This is a genomic window from Paenibacillus sp. J2TS4 (assembly GCF_018403245.1).
Classification (GTDB): Bacteria; Bacillota; Bacilli; order Paenibacillales; family NBRC-103111; genus Paenibacillus_L.
In genome coordinates, this window is record NZ_BOSH01000005.1 from 356,343 (window position 1) to 372,197 (window position 15,855).

At 42.0% G+C, this 15,855-nt stretch carries 16 protein-coding genes and 2 pseudogenes; 3 read left to right on the forward strand and 15 right to left on the reverse strand.

Annotation, left to right across the window (positions count from 1 at the left end; translation table 11 throughout):
* Positions 1-73: 73 nt before the first annotated feature.
* Entirely contained in the window at positions 74-2,377 is a 2,304-nt protein-coding gene (locus tag KJS69_RS13835) for a helix-turn-helix domain-containing protein (protein WP_213584351.1), read from the reverse strand.
* Between the two features lie 298 nt (positions 2,378-2,675).
* On the opposite strand from KJS69_RS13835, the gene KJS69_RS13840 reads away from it, so the two are divergent.
* Together KJS69_RS13840 and KJS69_RS13845 are read left to right on the forward strand one after the other, a co-directional pair.
* Entirely contained in the window at positions 2,676-3,266 is a 591-nt protein-coding gene (locus KJS69_RS13840) for a TetR/AcrR family transcriptional regulator (RefSeq protein WP_213584352.1), read from the forward strand.
* 3 nt (positions 3,267-3,269) lie between these two features.
* The gene (locus tag KJS69_RS13845; protein ID WP_213584353.1) at positions 3,270-3,704 is read left to right on the forward strand and encodes a DUF4267 domain-containing protein; all 435 of its coding nucleotides are present in this window, start codon (positions 3,270-3,272) and stop codon (positions 3,702-3,704) included.
* 266 nt (positions 3,705-3,970) lie between these two features.
* Here the strand turns inward: KJS69_RS13845 and KJS69_RS13850 are convergent, their stop codons facing one another.
* From KJS69_RS13850 to KJS69_RS13900, 11 genes and pseudogenes are all read right to left on the reverse strand, one after another.
* Complete coding sequence (locus KJS69_RS13850; RefSeq protein WP_213584354.1) at positions 3,971-4,840, reverse strand: RNA polymerase sigma-70 factor; 870 nt, start codon at positions 4,838-4,840, stop codon at positions 3,971-3,973.
* Between the two features lie 20 nt (positions 4,841-4,860).
* Entirely contained in the window at positions 4,861-6,159 is a 1,299-nt protein-coding gene (locus tag KJS69_RS13855; protein WP_213584355.1) for a phytoene desaturase family protein, read from the reverse strand.
* Positions 6,160-6,891: 732 nt separating this feature from the next.
* Positions 6,892-7,302, reverse strand: a complete 411-nt coding sequence (locus KJS69_RS13860; protein ID WP_213584356.1) for a carboxymuconolactone decarboxylase family protein — start codon at positions 7,300-7,302, stop codon at positions 6,892-6,894.
* Positions 7,303-7,359: 57 nt separating this feature from the next.
* A pseudogene (locus tag KJS69_RS13865) lies at positions 7,360-7,452 on the reverse strand (winged helix-turn-helix transcriptional regulator); the annotation flags it as partial.
* A gap of 190 nt (positions 7,453-7,642) precedes the next feature.
* On the reverse strand, positions 7,643-7,948 hold the full coding sequence (locus KJS69_RS13870) for a type II toxin-antitoxin system RelE/ParE family toxin (protein WP_213584357.1): 306 nt from the start codon (positions 7,946-7,948) through the stop codon (positions 7,643-7,645).
* A gap of 2 nt (positions 7,949-7,950) precedes the next feature.
* Positions 7,951-8,196, reverse strand: coding sequence for a type II toxin-antitoxin system prevent-host-death family antitoxin (locus KJS69_RS13875; RefSeq protein WP_213584358.1), 246 nt, complete (start codon positions 8,194-8,196; stop codon positions 7,951-7,953).
* A 420-nt stretch (positions 8,197-8,616) separates the two neighbouring features.
* Positions 8,617-9,498, reverse strand: a complete 882-nt coding sequence (locus KJS69_RS13880) for a methyltransferase domain-containing protein (protein ID WP_213584359.1) — start codon at positions 9,496-9,498, stop codon at positions 8,617-8,619.
* A 490-nt stretch (positions 9,499-9,988) separates the two neighbouring features.
* Positions 9,989-10,153: a hypothetical protein gene (locus KJS69_RS13885; RefSeq protein WP_213584360.1), complete on the reverse strand. Its 165-nt coding sequence runs from the start codon at positions 10,151-10,153 to the stop codon at positions 9,989-9,991.
* A gap of 21 nt (positions 10,154-10,174) precedes the next feature.
* Positions 10,175-10,750 (reverse strand): recombinase family protein, encoded by a 576-nt coding sequence (locus KJS69_RS13890; protein ID WP_213584361.1) that lies wholly within the window; start codon positions 10,748-10,750, stop codon positions 10,175-10,177.
* A 369-nt stretch (positions 10,751-11,119) separates the two neighbouring features.
* Positions 11,120-11,698: pseudogene (locus KJS69_RS13895) on the reverse strand (histidine phosphatase family protein).
* 166 nt (positions 11,699-11,864) lie between these two features.
* A complete protein-coding gene (locus tag KJS69_RS13900) occupies positions 11,865-12,347 on the reverse strand; it encodes a phBC6A51 family helix-turn-helix protein (RefSeq protein ID WP_213584362.1) in 483 nt (160 codons plus the stop codon).
* 518 nt (positions 12,348-12,865) lie between these two features.
* On the opposite strand from KJS69_RS13900, the gene KJS69_RS13905 reads away from it, so the two are divergent.
* Positions 12,866-13,078, forward strand: a complete 213-nt coding sequence (locus KJS69_RS13905) for a recombinase family protein (RefSeq protein ID WP_249730526.1) — start codon at positions 12,866-12,868, stop codon at positions 13,076-13,078.
* A gap of 293 nt (positions 13,079-13,371) precedes the next feature.
* On the opposite strand, the gene KJS69_RS13910 is transcribed toward KJS69_RS13905, so the two are convergent.
* The 3 genes from KJS69_RS13910 to KJS69_RS13920 form a co-directional block, all read right to left on the reverse strand.
* On the reverse strand, positions 13,372-13,959 hold the full coding sequence (locus KJS69_RS13910) for an ATPase (RefSeq protein ID WP_213584363.1): 588 nt from the start codon (positions 13,957-13,959) through the stop codon (positions 13,372-13,374).
* Entirely contained in the window at positions 13,952-14,128 is a 177-nt protein-coding gene (locus KJS69_RS13915) for a hypothetical protein (RefSeq protein ID WP_213584364.1), read from the reverse strand. The genes KJS69_RS13910 and KJS69_RS13915 overlap by 8 nt, the downstream gene beginning before the upstream one ends.
* Before the next feature lie 419 nt (positions 14,129-14,547).
* Positions 14,548-15,822, reverse strand: a complete 1,275-nt coding sequence (locus tag KJS69_RS13920) for a Wadjet anti-phage system protein JetD domain-containing protein (protein ID WP_213584365.1) — start codon at positions 15,820-15,822, stop codon at positions 14,548-14,550.
* Positions 15,823-15,855: the final 33 nt, after the last annotated feature.

Sequence of the window (15,855 nt, forward strand, 5' to 3'; positions counted from 1 at the left end):
AAAAAATATCGCGAATCGACGCATACACAAATAGACGCTTATCCGCATTATGCGCGACAAGCGTCTTCTTGATCTACTCTCGGTACTTACCGGGTGTGATTCCCTCGTACTTTTTGAATGCACGGATAAACGTGTTCGTACTAGCGAAGCCAACCTGCAGGGCAATCTGATTGACGTTCTGCTCACTATGTCTAAGCAATGCCTTGGCCTTCTCCAAGCGGAACCGCAATATATAATCGAGCAGTCCCCCTCCTGTCTGCTCTTTGAACAACCTCGACAAATACGTCGGCGTCATGCCGAAGTGCGCGCCCATCGCCGCCACACTTAGTCCCGTATCCCGATAGTTCTCCTCAAGAAACGCAGTAACCTCCTCTTGTAATTCCCGGGTGTCCTCTTTACGCTGTTCGTTCACATACGCACACAATCGCTCCAGGATCTCATTCATCTCCTCCTTGATTTCAGCGATTTGTTGACAGTTGAACAAGCGGCGCACCGGGTTGAGCTGTTGCAAGAGGGACTCATCAATAAACGGACTAATCTCGTACAACGTATTCATCATCGTGTTGATCAGATTTAATTTCATCAGTTTGACCGTTTGCACGGATAGCGGGGCGGAGCTGCTGTGCAACTCAAACATCTCGCCCAGCGCTTCTTTCGCTTGGTTCACGTCACCAATCTTCACATAATTAATGAGCTTTCTCCCTGTGCGCAAAGACGAGAAATGTACCCAGTCTTCCGACTGCATGTTGTCCGAGTTAATCATATTTCCGTAAAAGGAGATGCCCGATATGCCCAGAATCAAATTGTATTCGATGGTATCTAGCGCTTCCCGATAAGCGACGGGCAAGGAGAGGAGATCCGATTTCATATTGCTGACTGCCATCGTAAAAGGAATACGGTATTTTTCATCGATAAACGTGCGTATTTCCTTCGCGATCCCGTTCATCTTCTGACGAATCTCTTCCGCATCGCCGTGGAACTGGATGATCAGCACCAGATTGCCGTTCGCTTCCGTTCCTATAACGCCATAATGAGCAGAGACAATATCCTTCGCCGTATTCGACAGAATGAATCTGGCCAGCCGCATTTCCTTAGCCAGCCCATGCTCTTTGGCCGGCACTTGGTACGCCATCTTCTCTTCATTCACCTGCAGGATCATTATCCCGAACAGATGTCCATCAAAAAGGTGGTCAGCGAAACATTCACTTACCCATTCCTGATCCATCCAGTGCCCTTCGAGCCACTGCACAAGATCATTCGTTTTTAATAAATCTTCCTGTCTATGCATAATTTGATGAATCTGCTTCTTGTCCAAGGCAGACTGAGCAATCGCTTGCTCAATCCATTCGAACTCATTCGTTCTTTTGTCAAATGATCGACCGTCATGATCTGCAATTCCGCGTATGAGTCGATTCAGTGGATGATAGTTTCTTCGAATGAAAAAGTACGTCAGCAGGCCTCCCAATGTGAAACTTAGGGCCAGACCGGCCACGGTTAGATTACGAATATAGTTCAGCTTCTCCTCAATCGCTTGAGTCGGGACGAACGACAAATACGTCCAGCCCAGAATATCCGACTTTACGTGAGATACCGTCCAATCCCGTTCGTTATACGCCGCATGAAAGTTGCCCGATAATTCATAGACACGCGGATCATCCGTCACTTCATGGATCTCCGATGTCGCGGCCACAACGCGATAGCTGTCATCGAGAATCAACAACTGTGCCCCCTCGACCCACTGGAGATTTCGAATCGGCTCCAGAAAGTTCGAGCCATCCATCACGAGCACCAGTTGGCCGAATAGCGAATTTTGATTCAGCGTAGGTAAAGATTGGACCAACACGACCGCCTCACACACATTCTGTTCTCCGTGCGGTCGGCATACCGTCTCGAAGTCACCGTAATGAGGTTGGGACAGAAGTTCCTCCCATTGCTCGACCGACCAACTCTCATCCCCATGCAGCCGCTTGTTGAACAGATCATAGGGCAAGAACGTATCATAACTAATCGCACCGCTCTGATCGCCCAATACGATATAGATATCATCCAGAAAGGAGTTCGTCATCTTGTAACCGCGTAGATACTGCATCACCGCGTTGTATTGCAACGCTTTGTCCGTATCCAAAGTCAAATAAGGCAAGCCACGAATAGCGGGTTTGGTCGCAAGCTCGTTAGCTATTTTCTGAATATCCCGTAATCGATCATCAATGGCGTACTGGACTTGATTCAGCATCGATTGGTTCGCATCATGGATCTCTCTTTCCAACATACTTCTTGTAAAAGGGTAGATGGATGCGCTTACGATAACAGGAATGAAAAAAATAACCGCATAGGACACGATCCACGCATACATGACACTTCGTTTTGATCGAAACATCGCCATTCTTCACCCTTTCCACGATCCTATACACCCTTCGAATCTTCCATTTCTCAATTCCTGACACTTCCATAATATAAAGGGTTCGCTCCATTTTTACAAGTCACCTGGGCAAAGAGACTGCCTATGTATAAGAAAAACCCTATAGTTTGAATTATTTCGTTTTGTGTATTTACAAAAAATAAAAAGCAATGTAGCATATAACTATGTTTTGAAAAATAACACTGTTATACGAAAGGGGTGAAGTCCCCTGGATTTAACAGCTTAAATTAAACACTAAATAAAGGTGGTGGCCCTCGTGGTAAGTAGATTTGAACGAGAGCAAATTCGTCTAAGAGAAGAAGTTCTTAAAGCTGCCTTACACATTGCTGCATCCAACGGATGGTCAAAAGTAAGCATAAGAAGAATCGCAAGTGAAATTGAGTACAGCACGACAAAAGTTTATGAGCTGTTTGAAAACAAGGAACAACTTATTCTTGAACTCCTGCGCAATGGTTTTAAATTGTTAGCCGGCCAACTTGAAGAGGCTGTTAGCAAATATTCAAATCCGCGAGAACAAGCTATGGCTTTAGCAAAAGCATATTGTGCCTTTGCCTGGGAGAATGGAGCCTATTATCGGATCATGTATGGCATGGATGGGGTCCCGTTCGGAGTTGAACAGACTTGGCAAGAGGGAATGCGTATAGGGGAGATTAGCAAAAATGTGCTCTCTTCCTACCTGCCTCATTGTAGCGATGAAGAGCTTGATCGTTATGTCTATGCCACTTGGGGGGCATTGCACGGAATTTCATCCTTATTTATATCTGGCAGATTATACGGCACAAGAGAGCAAGCAGAGGAGCTTGCATTAAAAGCTGTCTTAGATATGACAAAAAAGGAGGAGGATTAAGAAGTGAATGAGAAAAAAATAAAACGCTGGGGCCCTAAATCATTATCTTTTTGGCTCATCATTTTATGTGCATGTGGTTTAATGGGCTTAGGTATTAATGGTTTTATTCAACCTGTCGCTGCTTCAAGAGCATTTGGCTTAGAAATCTTGAATCCGCTGGACAGTGGGTATGTCAGGGTGAAGGCAACAAGAGATTTAGTACTTGGAATAAGTATCATTGTTTTTGTTTTCATGAGAATAAAAAAGGTTTTGATCGCTTTTTCGCTTGTGTCTGCAATCATCCCTTTTATTGATGGAATTTTAGTCCTTACACAATATGGGGGTGAAGTTAAGGATAGCTGGCAGCATTTTATTACAATGCTCGGTGTTTTATTGTTAGCATTCTTACTATGGAGAGAGAAGGGTATAGATCCCCCCATAGCAAAGGGCGCAACCTAAAAGGTTTCTTAACTAAAAACTGACCCTATGCTCGGACCGTGTGATGGCGGCTGTATGACGGAGAACTTATGCTAAGCATAGTTCTGCGGGAGCAAATACACAAAAGCCCGAACGACTGAATACGTTCGAGCTTTAACGGGCAGGTAAATGCGGTTCTAAAAATACTACTTCTTAATGAGCGACACATAACACTCCACATGCGTTGAGTAGACAGCGCCAATACTGCCTGCCATCATAGTTATCCCGTTGCTTGTTATTATAAGTAGTCAAATACGATTAAAATGCAGCAGCTTGTCAGGGTTCATTAAAATATAAATGTTCGAGATCCTATCATCCATAATCTGAAAAGTGATAACAGCAAATATATAATCCATTACCTTAAGAACAATGCCGGGATATCCGTTAATTTCCAGAATGTCGCACGTAAAGTTTTGGGGAACCTCGGGTCGAATCGCCGTAAAATAACGAGTAATAAGATCTTGCCCGACAATTGGGCGAATAGCCGCTTTCGCTTTCCCTCCGCCATCCGTGAATAGAACCGTTTCTGAAGTCAAGATATTCAGTAACCGGTCCATATTACCAGTAACGAGTGCTTGAACGAATTGTTCCACCATTGGGCCGGTATTTGTCTTTGACGGTATGTTTTTATCCGAAATATCGCCGATACTCCTTTTGGCCCGATAAAAAATCTGACGACAATTCCCGCTGCTCTTGTCGACCATTTCGGCAATCTCGTTGAAAGGATACTGAAATACTTCCCTTAGAAGGAAGACGACACGTTCCATTGTTGAGAGCTGCTGCAATAGAAGCAAGTAAGCCGTAGAAAGCGTTTCTTTGGAAATATAGTTATTTAGAGGGTCTTTGCTGTCTCCGTTGGTAGCATAGGGTTCCGGCAGCCAGGGTCCCAAATACGTTTCACGTTGCCTGCTGGCTGATTTGAGTCGGTTGATGCAACTGTTAGTCACGATTTTACACATATACGCTTTAATATTCAGAACTTCATCACTTTGAGCATTCTGTAAGGTAATAAACGCTTCCTGAACGATATCTTCCGCATCCATGACACTGCCCATCATTCGATATGCCAATGAAAATAAAAGGGGCTTTAAGTCGTTATACAATTGTTCGGTTTCCATATGATAACCCCCCAAAGCTATTATTGTCTTGACGCATATTGCGAGATGATCGATTGCGCTGCCCTTTTGGCGCTGGCAAGCGCCGCGTCTACTAGCAATTCCCCATGACCTGCCCAATCTCCTGCAACATAAAGTCCTCTGATTTCCGGAACAGAGGGACCAGAAAAGCTGCCGTATTTGTCCACCGAGCAAAAGTCATGGACGACAGTCATATTAGGTAGAAACTGACGTCCAAGCTCCTCGCTGCGCCAACCCGGTTGTAAGAGATCCATTGCTTGTTCCAATTGTCGCTCATCCTCTTTCGGATGGCTTGGATTTTCACCGAGATGCTTGATCAGGTGGATGACAACTGAACCGTCTTCACTCATCTTGGACACAGAGGTCGGGTTGTTGTAGAAGATCGGTTGATCCAGCCAGAACCCCGCAATAATGAACGGGTTCGGTTTCGGCAATCGGCGCAATACGAGATCAAGGCAGGCCGCTTTCATCGGCCGGGCTTGACTTTCCCATCGTGCTAGCTGAGTCTGATCCGCGTCCTTCACGAGCTTGCAAGTTTCCTTTGGGCTGCCTGTAACAATGACAGAAGAAACTTCAAGAACTTCATCATTCTTGAATCTCAACTGCAAAGATGTACCGCCATGTGTAATTTCAGATATAAGATGACCGGTTAGGACCGTGACACCGACACTGCGCGCTTTTTCTTCCAGATCATTTACAAGGGCGGCCCAACCGTTATCCAAATAAAATGCTTTACCGGAAAAAGTACGCTGCAACTGCCTGATAGCCGAACCGGCCGGTTGTAGTTCCGGGTGCGGGACTAAGGAGTTCGACCGACAAATGGAATAGACGACATTTCGAATCATCGGTTCACGAATTTCCTGTTCCGCCCATTCCCTCAGTGACACTTGCCCAATACTTTTCGTATCGATTCTTCCGAGCTTCATCATGAATCGTGCTAGTTCCAGTTTACCTGGTACGGAAAACAACTTAGATGAAATCAATTTAAGCGGGCCTGCAGGCATCGGATAAATCTTATTATTCCATACGGCAATTGCAGATGCCGGCGGATGGTTTCCCTTCAGTTCCACGCCAAGCTCTTTCATCACAGCTTCGCCTTCACCGTCTAGATAAAACGCATGCACGCCCAAATTCAGTGAAGCTCCCTTCTTCTTCACCGTCATGGCACGCCCGCCAAGTTGATTCATCTTTTCTACTAAAATAACGGTTAGACCTGCTTTTGCCAGATAAATGGATGCAGTCAGTCCGGAAAGCCCACCGCCAATAACTGCAACATCATAGGTTTTTTCAAACGATTTCATGGAATCACCTCTTGTCATTTTAAACATAAGACAAATAACGAGGTTGATTTGTTATAACAGCTGCTTAACTTAATCTAATCAAAATCAGCAACTTTCCTGGATTGAACTGTATTCTATATATATTGAACTAAAGAATAGCTCTCATTTCGTTCCGAAGGAAAGTGCCTCCGAAGCTTCAAACATCATACTCCTTCCCCAAAAAGTGAAGTGATGCTTCATAGTGAGTTCCATTTACTTTTCGGGGACCCCGATCCAACCGATCATTCCTTATATATGGGATGGGCCTTCGGATGGTTGGAATACAAAGCCAAAACTCGCCCTGGAAGCATCTTTCTTTCTCCACTTCATGAGCTATTCAATCATTAGTTTCAATTTATATAGTAGATAGAAGTTTTAAGCCATGCTGTTACAGCTCATCTATTGATTCAGAACCATCAATATTATGCGCTCCACATGGCTCGAGTAGTGATGACAGATATGGGATGTAGTTTTTTTACCTTATAAAAGTCATCTTATCATCAGAATAGCTTCCCAATCTTCTTTTACCGTTATTTTGTTCAACGCTTCTTGATCAGCTTTACCGTGTTAAAATAGGATAAAGTTCTGGACAAGATAAAATGGCTCCAATCACGAACAAATCGCTGACTAGAACCATTTTAATATTTGAACAGTCTCGACCCAGTTATTGGCCTCAGTTTATCTTCCGTTCTATATTTCGTATAAAGAACCTTTTTAATTGTTAGATGTTGTTACTGATACACCTCGTTCTTCAAACACTTTTTGAGCGGCTTTTAAAGCATTCAGGACACGCGGAAATCCTGTATACGGGATGAGGTGCATAATACAACCGACAATTTCTTCCGGTGTTAAACCAACTGCAAGCCCTGTTTTTACATGCATCCCAATCTGCGGTGTTCCTTGCGCAACAAGGGCTGAAATGGTTGTAAGAACTTTTTGTTTGTTATCCAATCCTGGACGTGAATAAATGTCTCCAAAAGCAAATTCAACAACATATTTACTTAAATCAGGCGCAATATCTTTAAATCCCTCACCAATATCCATATGGCCAGTTGGGTTGTCACTGTCTGGTATAGTAAGCTCCATTAATTTGTCTAAACCTTGTTGATAACGATCTTTTGCCATTTTTAAAATCCTCCTTGGTTTAATTACCCGCGACTCCATCCTTGCGGATATCGTCCATTATTCAGCCATTAAAAGAGGACCCAGTGTTTTGCCGTATTCCGTAAGTGAATATTCTACCTTGGGCGGGACCTCTGCATACACAACTCGTTTTTGTTCTAAACGGCAGACGTGAGGCGAAACTACGGGAAGTCGAAAAGGGGCTCCGGGAAAATAAAGTTTTGGTTATTCCAGCCGATGTAGCGGAACAACAATGAACTTGAAGAAGAAACTGGATGATATAGTCATGAAACAAAGCATATCTAGGATGTACGGGTGCATCGACAACGGGACGATGGAATCCCTATCCAAACAATTGCTGCATGTAATCTTGCTGTTCATTTAATACACGAATGATATGGATTGAGTCAGCTCTAATGCGATAGAACACATAATTCTTTTCAGAAAAAATATAGCGATAGTCTGTTGGTACATCAATAATCTTCCCTAGATCAGCGCCTAATGTAGGATATTGCTCCAACTTTCTAATATCCGTTGTAATCTTCTTCAGTACTCTTTGTGCAACGTGTTCTCCCCAGTTATCTAAAATATAACCACTGAGGTCTTGCAAATCTTTGAGTGCTATGTGGGAGTAGTGAACCTTAGCCATACTTAAAGTCCTAACTTGGCCTCAACGTCATCCGCTGAGAGCCATCCCATTTCCCTCCCTGATTTTTCACCCTCCTCAAGATTCGCTAATAATTTGATGGTTGCTTTCAACTTATCCAATTCAGTGATTTTAACGATAGCGTACTCTCCTCGACCATTCCTCGTTAAATAAACAGGGCTATTTTCCTTAACTTCGTTAAGTAATTCTGTGTAATTTCTTAAATCCGAGATCGGCCTAATATTGGGCATATTTATCATCACCTCATGTAAAAAATTATACTCAATATTATCGAATTAAACAATGTATATTAGCACGCGAATTTGCAGCAGAAAAACCGTAATCGTTCCAATCAAGTAACTATCTCTACCGCTCAAAATACTCTGCGAAAGTTAGAAGCTACAGATAAAGTTTGGGGATTACCGATTTAATGGATAGTTATTTTTGCAACTCAAGCAGGGAAATGCGAGTCGGGGTGAACATTGCTGGCATCTCCCTGCTGCCCATAAGCAATACAATTGAGCGATACTGTTACATCTCATCTATTCATTACGAACCATCAATATTACCGACTCCACATGTGACGAGTAGACAGTGACAACAAACATGTACGTGTCCGAAGGAATAGTGTTTGCTCTAATAATGATGAACCGATGCTACTCGGTTCTTTTTTATCTTACTACACTTCCAAAAGTGATTTTCATGTTGGAAGCATAAGTTAAGTACGATTCAAGGTTAAATTCCTTCGATAGAAGAAGTTCATTCTCATATTGAATCTCAGCTTCATTAACAGTGGCTCCACGTTCAATGAGATTCTTAATAAAGATATCCCTATCCTCATTAGGAGCATCCGCATAACCGCTCTCAAGTAAACGAGTATACAACCTATTTTTACTATCGACCTCCATATTGGGATGAAGGAAATTCACCTTATCCGAAACTCTACATTCGATATCCTTCAAACCTATTTGACTTAGATATATAGGTATCTTCATGCCTATATTGCCGTCTTTGCCGCTCCGGGCGGAATCTTGCTCGTAGAGTTTTTGAAGGAACCCTAACTGTACAAATCGAGATTGGTCATGTCCATGTAAGTAAAAATTTGATGCGTTTGATATCCAGTGAGGTTCAAAAGTGATGACCTTTCCCTTATCAACAACACAATCAATCATCTTCTTCAGTATATCCATTGGGTTCGGTACATGAAGTAAAAAGGCATGGCATATTGCAATATCGTACTTACTTTCCAAAGTAATCTCCTGAATATCTCCTTGCAGAAATGTTGTCTTGTATGGGAGTCGAGCAAAAAGTTCCCGAGCTTCATTAAGCAACTTATCCCCTAAGTCGATTCCAGTATAAGTTGAGCCCTTTGGCAACAACGGAAGCAGTTTCAATCCTAAATAACCATAGCCACAACCGAAATCAATGAGATGTACAGGGGTTTCGATTTTCCAAACTGTCTTTACTAAAAATTCGATGTAATCATCATTGTAAAATAAGTCTCTTGAATTACGAAGGTATTCAATTTGCGTATCCCAATAATACTCACCCATAATATCGCACTCCTCATTTGGAATTGGAATTTTGTACTATCTCAACCCAAACTAAGGATACAGGCTTTTTCCGGAAAGATATAGACTTATGTTTTCCTTTCGTTTATAATACTATTGTAAGGGATTGGAAACAGACCCCTTGCTTAAATCATGCCAAAATACCAAATCGTCACATAAGTGGCGATTTTTTTATTGCAATCTTTCTCCTATAGAAACAAGTTCGTGCATAAAAAAGAGGGGTTCGCCGCCCCTCTTTGCTATTTCCGCCAATACATCTCCTATTTAGTTGTCCTTCCGCACTAACAGTGAACAGCACTCCACATGTGTTGGTTAAGTATAAGTAGTCTTGTAATATTATGGAACAATATATTTCAAATATTATGCGTAAATTCTATACTGCTTTTTCGACGTAGACCTCCCCCCGTTCCCCCGATGTACCCCTTCGCTGTTACATTTTGAAATTCAAGCTTCAAAACGCATTAGACGCCGATCAATCAACGTCAATCCATCGTTTCATATCATCCATGTACGCCCATTCTTCGGCGTTGTTGTCCGTCCATACGATAAAGGCTTCGCATAGATCGGCGTCGATCTGTACGACCGTAAAGGCGGTATAGGCGCCGTTTAGTAGCGTCGGGTATGTTTCCCCCCTCAACAAAGGCCTTCGCAGCTGTAATCATGCGTTGTTGCCGCACTCCTGTGCGTCGCTCTTCTGTTTGGCGCGTACTAGCGTTGACTTGCTTATTCCCGTCATGGATTCGACTTGCGTATATGAATTCGTTTCAAGCAGCGATAGCGCATGTTCGACTTGCTTACGATTAAACTTGTTCGGGCGACCTTCTCGGAAGTCGTCGCGTTGCTTGGCGATCGCCTTACCTTCTTGCGTACGCTCGATAATAAGGTTACGTTCCATTTCAGCGACCGCTAACATCGTTTGAAGGAAGAAGCGTCCCATAGTCGTATTCTCCAATAGCCCGACGTTCAAGACGTGAACCTTTACCCCTTTAGCGAATAGGCTTTCGACGATCTCGATTCCTTCTTTCGTATTTCGCGCCAAACGATCAAGCTTCGTCACAACTAACGAATCGCCTTCGGAAAGCTTCGCAACAAGCGCTTCGAATTGCGGGCGGCTAGTCGTCGTCCCGGTAAACTTCTCTTGTATGATCGTTTCGCAACCTTCCGCCTTTAGTGCTTCGATCTGTGCGGTTAAGTCTTGTCCAATCGTACTAACCCGCGAATATCCGTATTTCATTGTATACCCGCCCCTTATTTATGAACATAAGTTATGATTACGCTTGATACCTTGATTTTACTGAAATCAAATTTCGTCGTCAATACTGTTAAGTTTTGAACACGAACATTATAACAACATCGTTTTTGGATGTTGAAGAAAAATAGAATGTCCGAATGACATTGAAATTTCAGGGGGTAGAAGCGGGTGAATTGCTTGTAGTGCTTGGGATTGAGAAGGGGGACACCCACTAACTAACTTTTTGAAAGTGGGACGTATAAGGCAGATTTTACGGGTTTTTGAATGCGGTAGTTCTCGGGTAACTTTTTAGCGTTAGCCATGAAAAAAACCGCCACATTGGGCGGTCAATTCTGAACTATCGTTCTTACGTTAGCTTAATCCAAAATCTTCATTCCACAGTCTTATTACTTCTTTTAATTCTAAATTTTCAAAACTATTTATAAATATCTGGTTTCTTTAATTGATTTAAAAAATCCAAACCATAACTTGAATCAAAATAATTCATCATCAAAGTCATTACAAGCCCATGTGTTCCAATAGCTATTTTTTTCCAGAGTGTTCTTTTAATATGTTTTTTATCACTGATATCGATCTATTCTGGCAATCAGAATTAGACTCCCCTCCCGGTAAAGAATAATCAAAATCATAAAATTTCTCTCTAATAACTGACATTAACTCAGCATTTTCAATAATTTCTCCAGCAAAATACCTTTCCCTGAGATCTTCAAATGTTTTGATATCTAATCCTAAGTTTTGTGCCAATCCCTCAATACTCAGGATTGCTCTGTTATACGGGCTAGATATAATAACATCTATTCCTTCTTCTTTAAGAATTTCTGTAACTTTTTCAACATCGCCCTTGCCCTTAGTGGTGAGTCCTCTTGTTCTTTCGGTTCCTTCAGTGTATGGTGATTCAGCATGCCTAACCATATAGATGGTGGTCTTCATATAATCCTCCTTGAAATGCTAACTTATTATTTTAACTGTGATTTCACATAACGTGATATTCATGAAGTTCGTGATGAATATTCCGTCTCAAAAAGTATTCGCGAAGTCATTCAGCTATCCTGCCCGTCAATGAAAAGTTAACAACGCAGCTTAACAGAGACTAACGTTAATGTATCGGTTCTTTGTCGATCTCGTCAAGCAGCGCATCCAATTTGTCAATATCACGTTCAATCGCTTCGTTCGAACGATCGTCAATAACGGGATGGATTTCTTTCTTCTCGACGAATAATCCCGTTACCTTATAGTACAGTTCGATCGCCTTCACGTTCCCGGCTATCGCTAGTTCAAGATGCTTTGCGAAGACTTCGGGAAGTCCCGCGCCTAGATATTCGTTCTTTGACTTATCAATGACGGCTTCCTTAAACGAAGGTTCTTGGCGCCATCTATTAAGGGTACGTACGTCAACGCCGATCTGCGCGGCAATAGTGCCTAATGAACGCCGACCTTTGACGGCAAGTAGTTCGATAGCAAGCGTCTGTTGTTCGTTGAAATTGCCCGTTGCAATGCGTCTAGGAACTGCGTTACCATTAGCGCGTTGACATTCGTACCGGGCGACGTCCTCGTTTACTCTGTTTCGTAAGTTTGCCATTTCGTTTCCCCCTGTAAATGAAATAAGACGCCCTGAAGGGCGCCCGCTTAGTTCGATATTCGTTTATTTGATCTCGGCAGCTTCTTCACGTTCCCGGCGTTCCTGTGCTTGTTTAAGCGCTATGAAATACATTCGATCGGTGTCGCCGTTTCATTGTCGATAGCAGCTTTTTTGAAGTTCAACGTTCAAAAGAAGGACGCGGCGCGGAACCTGGTCTTGACCTTCGGTCCGTTATTTATCTTTTAAGGTCTAACGTCATTAGTACAGGTTGTTACCATCTATTCAAATATCGTTATGATTGTTGAATACTGGTACGCTTGCGTTCGGATTTATCAAGACGACGTTCTATTGTCGGATTGATGAAGACGATATATTAATAATTGAAGAACTTGACCTTCGGTATCTTCACTTCGTTCGATGCGGTTAATTTCAATTCGTATTCTGTATCGTATTAACTAGCGTTTAATAACGAAATATACTATGTTTTTATACTGGAACGTCTCCCGGTACGACTAATCCTGCCCGAAGACAGCTACGATACCGACACAAGCAAGAGTAGGTTCATGTTCAACTTGAAGGCAATTCTTGCGGAAGATGAGAACGCCGAATTGTCGGAACGTATCAAGCTTGGGTTGCAGACAAGCGCACGGGAAGGAGTCGTAGGGTATCCGTCCCGCCTTTCGGCTATACGATTAATCCGACGACAAAGAAATACGAAGTCGATGAAGTAGCCGCACCTGTGGTACACGAGATATTCCGACTTTACCATCATAGGGGTTGGTTGTTTGCTTGACTTCGACGACGAGCAAGTAATGAAACAAGTCCTACAACGGTTAATCCACAAAATCGAAGTGTTTGAAGGTGAAAGGATTAAGATTCACTATAACCTTTCCAATCCTTACGCCACCAACTAAGGTACAGTCTATCGGGCTGTATCTTTTCTTTCAAGTCTTACTGTAACCTCCACATGTATCGTGCTGGGAATAGGAACATGAATTGCTCGCTCTATATCGTACGACTTCAATCACTTCAAATATCTCTTTTCAACTTGTTCTACCCAACCTGGAATTGAATCCAAGCGGTGTGTAATTGAACCATGGCTTATCTGAAGCACCATATCGCCTTTATCGCTACTGTTATCAATGACAATTAGATGATCGATTAGGTGCACGTTGTTAAGTAGATTCTGAATTGAAGTGTCATGCCTTCTGACAATGTCCTCAGTTGGAATATGATGCCCGCCATTTCTAACTCGCGCTGCAACTCGTTCTATGTTTAAATGATAATCACCCAAACCTACATAAAACATCGTAATCTCAAACTTGTTGGCCTTAGCATCCCGCATGAGACGAATGGAGTTGCCTCCTGCCAATGTAGTTTCAACCGAAAAGTCTCTACCATGACGAATACAGTCTCTGGCCAATTTAATGGCTTCTTTACCCGCCGATACTTTTCGGCTTTCAGGATGCAAAGAGTCAATCCCTCGTGCCAAAACATCTGGATCAATGTTCACACTGATTCCTAGCCGATCAACGATCAGGTTTCGAATCGTACTTTTACCGCTGCCATTATTACCGGCAAATACATACATGATTGGCATTTGCTCATGCATGGGAGCCATCCGAGTTGGCAACAGGAACAATTTCCCCGTTGTTATATTCCTTTACAATTTGACCTTCTACGGTTTTATATACAATGTAAGTGTCATTTGCTTTTGCATCCAGCTTGGCGCGATCTCCTGTAAGCTTAATAAGCTTTTCTAAATCTTTGAATTTATCCATGGTTTCACCTTTCCATCGCTAGTATCGACATTTGATTCAATTATAACACAGCAGGACGGTTTGACATCTCCCTCAGTTACTTGCAACTGAAATGCCTGCTGGATGACAATCATAACATCGTCAAGTCCGTCCTAGCTATCTAAAGATACTTCCACATAACGATTTCTCTATCTGCCTAATTCTGAAACATTCTTACAGATGCCTTTGGGATCAATGTCATCTGCAAATTTCATGTTCAACGACAGACCAATACGAGATTTTCAAATCATAATATCTACGTTTTATAAGCAATATAGAGCTTTTAAAACTCAATTTTATCGTTCAATATCTTATTTCTATAGTCCTTTCCCACAGTCGTAAAATACGTTATTTTTTTCACTCTTGTGGTATACATAACATCACCTGTTACCTTTTAGCAATTATAAACTGCAATCCTCTACAAGTATCGCCTCTTGCTCGAGACGTATATTTTGCTCCAACATATACTTTAGCAATGGTTTCCAGCATTCGTACCGAGAGTCTTCCAAGGCTGCGGCAATTTGCCCCGCGTAAGTATCTGTTATTGTAGAAGCTTTTTGTTCAAGCCTTTGTAGTGTCTCAATATCCATCCATAATGATTTGAGTGACGGTATCAGTCTGCTTTTTATAAACTCAAAAATTCGAATTCCGCCTAAATCAATGTCACCCCAATGCATAATTTGAATTAGTTCGCCATTTTCCCCTTTCAGCATGGACAACATTTTCAAAAAATCCTGTAAACTTCGATGAGGAAAGCCACCTGTATAAATAACTAATTCCTCAGCCCCATGCCTCTCACGCCGCTCAATCCAGTGATGGTAGCTTGTCAAATTTTCTATAGTAATGATTCGTCGAGCATTTGTTTTCAAATCAGTCATGAGTTCTGTTGTTTTCTGCGATAAACCTATACCACCTAACAATCCTGTAGTTAAATAAGATTGCTTGTCTATAAAAAACTGCAAAGATCCACAAAAATGAACATACTGAGGATTTCGAGTCAAACCAATCAAGTCTAGCCATTCTTCATCTGTTTCACGATGTTCCTTCGATGCTTGTTTTACTACTGACAAAAGCCTCTTTAACACTGATTTCTCTAAATACTTTGAATCATTAAAAATTTGTTGACTAAACAATCGAAGTGAGATTACCTTTTCCCCCATTAAAGGCAACTGTTTTAAAACTTGTACGATATCTTCATACTCGTTCGGGCTTTCAACATCTAAACCCATTGTTTTTCCTTGCTCGAGACCTGCCAACGTTTGTACCGTCCAATTTACTATCCAAGCCCACGGATGTTGCTTAAGCGGAACAAGGACTTCACAAAGACGATCTATCTTATCGCGGAGAGGAATTCTGCCAGAAAGAGAGTATGATTGTCTTACCATTTCCCAGTTTAAATAAATTCTATCTACTTCTTTAAATTCCTGATACTTGATCCATTGTAACGTTAAAACCTGTCTTTGTTCTAAAGAAATCAAAACTTCATTCATCCATTGCCTTTTTACAAAATCCATTTCATCCGTGTAGTCTGCATTAAAAGAACTCTTTGTCATTTTTATTTGAGGACGTTGTTTGCCTGGCCTTCCACTTTGAAATGTTTGACTCTGTTCATATTTATCCAACAGCAGATTTAGCATTTTGCGGGAAAAACGATTCTTAAATTCCTTCTCACGCAAATCTGAACTCCTCGTTGCCATCATATACACTCC